Here is a 6,959-nt window from a genome sequence, read left to right on the forward strand (position 1 = left end):
TCATCGTGATCTCCGCACCCGTGCTCGCACCGGACGCCGCCGCCCTGCGGCGCCCGGTGCTGGCGCGCACCCTCTGGCTGTGCGCCGGGGTCGTGGTGCTGCTGGTGCTGGCGGTGCTCTCGGTGTCGTTCGGGGCACGCGCGGTCTCCCTCGACGACATCCTCGCCGCCCTGGGCGGACAGTCTGACACGATCGGGCAGGCCGCGGTGATCAAGCGCCTCCCGCGCACGGTGCTCGCGCTGCTCGTGGGCGCCGCGCTCGCGCTTGCCGGGGCGACCATGCAGGCCGTGACCCGCAACCCCATCGCCGAGCCCGGCATCCTCGGCATCTCGAACGGGGCGTCGTTCGCGGTCGTGCTCGGCATCGCGTTCTTCGGGCTGAGCAACCCGTACGGCCAGATGGCGTTCGCGATCGCCGGCGCCGCGGCGGCCGCGGTGTTCGTCTACGCCGTCGGGTCGCTCGGCCGCGGCGGCGCCACCCCGCTCAAGCTCGCCCTGGCGGGCGCGGCGACCTCGGCCGCGTTCGCCTCGCTCATCAGCGCGGTCATGCTGCCGCGGGTCGACCTGCTGCAGACCTTCCAGTCGTGGCAGATCGGCGGGGTCGGGGGAGCCGAGTGGCCGCGCATCGCGATCACCGCCCCCGTGCTCGCGGTCGGCGCGCTGCTGTGCTTCGTGACCGCCCGCGGCATGAACTCCCTCGCACTCGGCGACGACATGGCCACGGGGCTCGGCGAGCACGTGGCGCGCACGCGCGCGGTCTCGGCGCTCGGCTCGGTGATCCTGGCCGGAGCCGCGACCGCGATCGCCGGGCCCATCGGCTTCGTCGGGCTCATCGTGCCGCACCTGTGCCGCCTGCTCGTTGGCACCGACCACCGCTGGCTGCTGCCCTTCTCGGCCCTCGCGGGAGCGGTCCTGCTGACCGCGAGCGACATCGTCGGCCGGGTGATCTCGCCGTCGTCGGACGAGATCCAGGTCGGCATCATCACCGCGATCATCGGGGCGCCGTTCTTCATCTGGATCGTCCGCCGACAGAGGGTGAGGGAGCTGTGAGCGCCACGGAGCACACGCTCGTCCGCGCGGAGGAGTCCGCGGCCGCCCGCACGGCCAGGGTGATCGCCGGACGGCGGGCCCGTCACCGCCGGCACGCGCTCGTCACGGTCGCGCTGGCCGTGGTCGTGCTCGCCCTGTTCACGGTCGCGCTCATGGTGGGCAACACGTTCTATCCGCTCGACGAGGTGATCCGCGTGATCCTGGGCGAGACCGTGCCGGGGGCGTCGTTCACCGTGGGCGACCTGCGGTTGCCGCGGGCGATCCTCGCCATCCTCGCGGGGCTCGCGTTCGGCATGGCCGGCGTCACCTTCCAGACCATGCTGCGCAACCCGCTCGCCTCCCCCGACATCATCGGGATCTCGCACGGCGCCGGGGCGGCCGCGGTCTTCGGGATCGTCGTGCTCTCGCTCAACGGCCCGATGGTGTCGCTGCTCGCACTCGCCGGCGCCCTCGTCACCGCGCTCGCGATCTACCTGCTCGCGATCAAGGGCGGCTTCGCCGGCGCCCGACTGATCCTGATCGGGATCGGGGTCGCGGCGATGCTGCAGAGCGTCATCGCCTACCTGCTCTCCCGCGCCGCGAACTGGGACATCCAGACCGCCATGCAGTGGATCACCGGCAGCCTCAACAACGCCTCGTGGGAGCGGGTGCTGCCGATGGCGATCGCCGCGGTCGTGCTGGTGCCGCTGCTGCTGACGCAGGGGCGGGCCCTGGGCGCGCTCCAGCTGGGCGACGACTCCGCGGCCGGCCTCGGCGTGCGCGTCGGCGTCACCCGCGTGGTGTTCATCCTCGGTGCCGTCGCGCTGCTCGCCGTCGCGACCGCCGCCACCGGCCCTATCGCGTTCGTCGCCTTCATGGCGGGACCGATCGCCGCCCGGCTCACCGGACCGGGCGCGACCCTGCTGCTGCCCAGCGGTCTCGTCGGCGCGGTGCTGGTGCTGGCGGGCGACCTCATCGGCCAGTTCGCGCTCGGCACGCGCTACCCCGTCGGCGTCGTCACCGGGGTCGTGGGCGCGCCGTACCTGATCTACCTCCTCATCCGCACCAACCGCACCGGAGGCTCCCTGTGACCGCCGCCCACACCCTGTCCGCCGAGGGCGTGACGCTCTCCTACGGCGACCGCACCGTGGTCGAGGGGCTCGACCTGCAGATCGCCCCGGGCAAGATCACGACCATCGTCGGCGCGAACGGCTGCGGCAAGTCCACCCTGCTGCGCGCCCTCGCCCGGCTGCTGTCGCCCGTGGCCGGCCAGGTGGTGCTCGACGGCACGTCCGTGCACACCCGCCCCACCAGGGAGGTCGCGCGCATCCTCGGGCTGCTCCCGCAGTCGCCCGTGGCCCCAGAGGGCATCGCGGTGGCCGACCTCGTCGGGCGCGGACGCCACCCGCACCAGCGGGCGCTGTCGCGCTGGAGCGCGCACGACTACGAGGTCGTCGCCGATGCGCTCGACGCCACGGGCATCAGCGACCTCGCCGACCGCAGCGTCGACGAGCTCTCCGGCGGACAGCGTCAGCGCGTGTGGATCGCGATGGCCCTCGCGCAGGAGACCGACATCCTGCTGCTCGACGAGCCGACCACGTTCCTCGACGTCGCCCACCAGGTCGAGGTTCTCGACCTGCTCACCGACCTGAGCGTCGCCCGCGGCACCACGATCGTGATGGTGCTGCACGACCTCAACCTCGCCGCCCGCTACGCCGACGAGCTCGTCGCCATGAAGGACGGCCGCGTGCACGCCACGGGGTCGCCGCAGGACGTGGTGACCGCCGAGCTCGTGGAAGAGGTCTTCGGGCTGCCCAACCAGATCACCGTCGACCCGGTCTCCGGGAAGCCGATGGTCACCCCCATCGGAAGGCATCATGTCCGCTGAGACGACCACGACCGAACGCCCGACCTACCTCCTCACCCGCGCCGAGGTGCGCGCCGTGGAACGCGTGTCGCCCTCGTTCGTGCGGGTGACCCTCGGCGGGGACGACCTGCGTGAACTGGGCACCCCCGGCGCGGTGTTCGACAGTCGCATCAAGCTCGTGTTCCCGCCCGCGTCCGGGGTGCTGCCCGAGATCGACCGCTCAACGGACGACTGGTGGGGCTCCTACCTCGCGGTGCCCGAGGCCGAGCGCGGCGCGATGCGCACGTACTCGGTGCGCGAGCTGCGGGTGGCCGCCGACGACACGACCGAGGTGGACGTGGACTTCGTGCTGCACCTGGAGCCGGGGCTCACCGGGCCCGCATCGCGGTGGGCGAGCGCGGCCGCCGTGGGGCAGGAGCTGTGGCTCGTCGGTCCGCGGCGCGGGGTCGTTCCGCACGGCGGTGCCGAGTACCGCCCCGGTCGCGCCGACTCCGTGGTGCTGGCGGGCGACGAGACGGCCGCCCCCGCGATCGCCCGCATCCTGGAGGACGCGCCGCGCGACCTCCGCGGCGTCGCGTTCATCGAGGTGCCGTCACCGGCCGACGTGCTGCGCATCGACCCGCCCGCCGGGGTGGAGGTGCACTGGCTGCCCCGCGACGTGGGCGAGCCGCACGGCCTCCGGCTCATCCCCGCGGTGCTCGGCTACCTCGGAGACGCCGACGCGACCGACGAGATCCGGGTGAAGGACGTCGAGACGGAAGACCTGCTGTGGGAGACGCCGGAGTACTCGGGTCTCGGCGAGGACATCGACCCCGCGACCGCGACCCCGGTGGAGCGCTACTTCTGGATCGCGGGGGAGAGCGGCGTGGTCACGACCCTGCGCCGGCACCTGGTGAAGGACCTCGGCATCGACCGCCGCCAGGTCGCGTTCATGGGCTACTGGCGCCGCGGCGTGGCGATGCGGGGCTGACGTGACCGCGACCGACGGGCGGCCCGCCCTGCAGGGCGACTCCCTGGTGCTCGGCTACGGCCGTTCCCGCGTGGTGCACGACGTGTCGCTGCGCCTCGCCCCCGGGCGGGTGACGGCGCTGATCGGCCCGAACGGCAGCGGCAAGTCGACCGTGCTGCGCGCCCTCGCCCGCCTGCACCGCATCGACGGCGGCACGGTGCGCGTCGGCGGGGACGAGCCGCGGGATGCGGCCGCCCTGTCGGCGAAGGAGTTCGCGAAGACCGTGGCGATGCTGTCGCAGTCGCGTCCCCACCCGTCCGGCATCGAGGTGTCCGACGTGGTCGCGTACGGGCGGCACCCCCACCGCGGTCGCTTCGCCGGCATCACCGAGGCCGACCGGGCAGCCGTGGCCCGCGCGCTCGCGCTCACCGGGCTGTCCGACATGGCCGCCCGCCCGGTCGACCAGTTGTCGGGCGGAGAGCTGCAGCGCGTGTGGCTGGCGACCGCGCTGGCCCAGGACACCGGGGTGCTGCTGCTCGACGAGCCGACCAACCACCTCGACCTGCGCTACCAGGTGGAGACGCTCGACCTGGTGCGCGAGCTCGCCGACGACCACGGCACCGCCCTCGGCGTGGTGCTGCACGACCTCGACCACGCGGCCTCGGTGGCCGACGACGTGGTGCTGCTGCACCGCGGGCGCGTGCACGCCGCCGGGACCCCCGTCGAGGTGCTCACGGGCGAGAACCTGTCGGAGGTCTACGGGCTGCGCATCGACACCGTCGTCGACGACGAGACCGGGCTGGTGCGCGTGCGACCGCGCGGCCGCCATCACGCCCGGCATCGCGCCGGCACCGCACTCTGATCCACCCCCACCCCTGGAGGAACACCCGATGAAGAAGACCCCCCTGGCCGTGCTCGCCCTCGGTGGTGCGCTGACCCTCGCGCTCGCCGGGTGCGGCACCACGCAGACGCCGTCCGCCTCGGACGCCGCAGCGCCCGTCTCGACCAGCGAGGGCTGCGCGGACGACGCGACCGCGACCTCGACCGGTGCCGTCTCGGTGACGGACGACCTGGGCCGCACGGTCGAGCTCGACCGGCCGGCCGAGCGCATCGCGGTGCTGGAGTGGCAGCAGATCGAGGACGCGCTGACGCTGTGTGTGGCCCCGGTCGCCGTCGCCGACGCCGAGGGCTACTCCACGTGGGTGTCGGCGGAGGAGCTGCCGGACGACGTGGTGGATGTGGGCACGCGGCAGGAGCCGAACCTGGAGACCCTGTTCGGCACCGACCCCGACCTGGTGATCGTCGAGGTGCGCGGGACGGACGACCCGATCGTGGCCCAGCTCGAGGAGTACGACGTGCCGGTGCTCGCGACGGTGGGCGCCGACGCGAAGGACCCCATCGCGAAGATGCTGAACACGCTCGACCTGATCGCGCAGGTCACGGGTCGTGAGGAGCGCGCCGACGACGTGACCGCGGAGTTCCAGCAGCACCTCGACGACGCGAAGGCCGAGCTGGCGGACCGCGAGCTCGCGACACGCGACTTCGTGTTCTTCGACGGCTGGGTCGATGGCGGCAACGTCGCCCTGCGGCCGTTCGGCCAGGGCTCGCTCGTCGGCGAGGTCGGCGAGCAGCTCGGACTCGTGAACGCCTGGACCGGGACGGTCGACCCGGTGTACGGCCTGGGGCAGACCGACGTGGAGGGCATGACCACGGTCGGCGACGCCAACCTGTTCTACACCGGTACGGAAGACCCCGACTCGGAGAACATCATGGACGCCCTCGCCGACAACCCGGCCTGGACGTCGCTGCCCGCCGTGGCCGACGGCCGCCTGACCGCGTTCCCCGCGGGCATCTGGACGTTCGGCGGCCCCCGCTCGACCGCGCAGATCGTCGACGGCTTCGTCGAGGTGCTCTCGAAGTGACCGAGACCCTCCGCCTCGACGACGCGACGGATCCCGCGGCGCCGGAGCGTCGCGCGACCGCCGTCTCCGTCGAGGCGGAGGGCCGCGGGCCGAAGGCCCTCCTGACGGGGGTCGGGGTGCTCGTCCTGCTCGCGGTGCTGCTGGTCGCGGTCGCCGGCTGGCATCTCACGCAGGGCACGAGCGGGGCCGTGCTGCCCCCGGCCGACGTGCTGTGGGGCTCGCGGATCCCGCGCCTGGCCGCGGGCGTCGCGGTCGGGGTCGCCCTGGGCGTGGCGGGGATCCTGCTGCAGTCGCTCGCCCGCAACGCGCTTGCCTCGCCCGACACGCTGGGGGTGACCGCGGGAGCGTACCTGGCGGTCACGGCGCTCGCCGCGTTCGGGATCGCCGTGCCCGTGTGGGCGTCCGGAGCGGTGGCGTTCGCGGGCGGGCTCGTGGCGGCCGGGATCGTGCTCGGGCTCGCGGGCGGTGCCGGCTCGTCCACCACGCGCCTCATCCTCGCCGGCACGGCCCTGGCGCTGGCCTTCCAGGCGGGCACCTCGACCCTGCTGATCCTGTTCGACGAGGAGACCACCGGGCTGCTCGCGTGGGGGAGCGGGAGCCTGTCGCAGCTCGGGCTGAGCGCGTTCCTCCAGGCGGCCCCGGTCGTGGGGGTCGTCACCGTGCTGGCCCTGGTGCTCGCCCGACGCCTCGACATCCTGGCGCTCGGCGACGACACGGCCTCGTCGCTCGGGGTGCCGATCCGTTCCACGCGGGCGATCGGCATCCTCCTCGCGGTCACGCTGACGGCCGTGTCGGTCACGCTCGCGGGACCGATGGGCTTCGTCGGACTGTGCGCGCCGGTGCTCGCGCGGCTGCTGTCCCGCGTGGTGCCCAGCCTGAACCGGCACCTGCTGCTGATCCCAGCCGCGGGGCTGCTCGGCGCGATCGTGGTGATCCTGGCCGACGCCCTGCTGCGGGCGCTGATCGGCGCCGAGGCCGCGATCCTCATCCCGACGGGGGTCGCGACGACGCTGCTGGGCGCGATCGTGCTGGTGCTCATGGCCCGACGGCTGCGCGACGCCGGCCCCACCCGCGAGCCGCCGCGCGTGCGCTTCGGTGTGCGCAGCCGCGTGCGCTTCCGCGTGACCCTGGTGGTCGTGGCGCTCGGGGTGGCCGGGGTGCTGCTGCTCGGGCTGCTCGCCGGTCACACGTGG

At 73.8% G+C, this 6,959-nt stretch carries 7 protein-coding genes; all 7 read left to right on the forward strand.

Annotated elements, in window-relative coordinates:
* Positions 1-5 precede the first annotated feature (5 nt).
* Positions 6-1,049, forward strand: coding sequence for an iron chelate uptake ABC transporter family permease subunit (locus ACWGQ1_RS01465; protein ID WP_452312218.1), 1,044 nt, complete (start codon positions 6-8; stop codon positions 1,047-1,049).
* Complete coding sequence (locus ACWGQ1_RS01470) at positions 1,046-2,119, forward strand: FecCD family ABC transporter permease (RefSeq protein ID WP_136032712.1); 1,074 nt, start codon at positions 1,046-1,048, stop codon at positions 2,117-2,119. Before ACWGQ1_RS01465 ends, ACWGQ1_RS01470 begins: the two co-directional genes overlap by 4 nt.
* On the forward strand, positions 2,116-2,916 hold the full coding sequence (locus ACWGQ1_RS01475; RefSeq protein ID WP_136032714.1) for an ABC transporter ATP-binding protein: 801 nt from the start codon (positions 2,116-2,118) through the stop codon (positions 2,914-2,916). Before ACWGQ1_RS01470 ends, ACWGQ1_RS01475 begins: the two co-directional genes overlap by 4 nt.
* Positions 2,906-3,865, forward strand: coding sequence for a siderophore-interacting protein (locus tag ACWGQ1_RS01480; protein ID WP_136045867.1), 960 nt, complete (start codon positions 2,906-2,908; stop codon positions 3,863-3,865). The genes ACWGQ1_RS01475 and ACWGQ1_RS01480 overlap by 11 nt, the downstream gene beginning before the upstream one ends.
* 1 nt (position 3,866) lies before the next feature.
* Entirely contained in the window at positions 3,867-4,706 is an 840-nt protein-coding gene (locus ACWGQ1_RS01485; RefSeq protein WP_136032718.1) for an ABC transporter ATP-binding protein, read from the forward strand.
* Between the two features lie 28 nt (positions 4,707-4,734).
* The gene (locus ACWGQ1_RS01490; protein ID WP_452312219.1) at positions 4,735-5,766 is read left to right on the forward strand and encodes an ABC transporter substrate-binding protein; all 1,032 of its coding nucleotides are present in this window, start codon (positions 4,735-4,737) and stop codon (positions 5,764-5,766) included.
* Positions 5,763-6,959 (forward strand): iron chelate uptake ABC transporter family permease subunit (locus ACWGQ1_RS01495; protein ID WP_452312220.1); only part of this gene is annotated, 1,197 nt, incomplete at its 3' end. The genes ACWGQ1_RS01490 and ACWGQ1_RS01495, both read left to right, overlap by 4 nt.

This window comes from Microbacterium sp. NPDC055599 (assembly GCF_053618975.1).

Coding starts and splice junctions, on each gene's coding strand:
- ACWGQ1_RS01480 (WP_136045867.1), top strand. CDS start 2,906: ATGTCCGCTGAGACGACCACGACCGAACGCCCGACCTACCTCCTCACC.
- ACWGQ1_RS01490 (WP_452312219.1), top strand. CDS start 4,735: ATGAAGAAGACCCCCCTGGCCGTGCTCGCCCTCGGTGGTGCGCTGACC.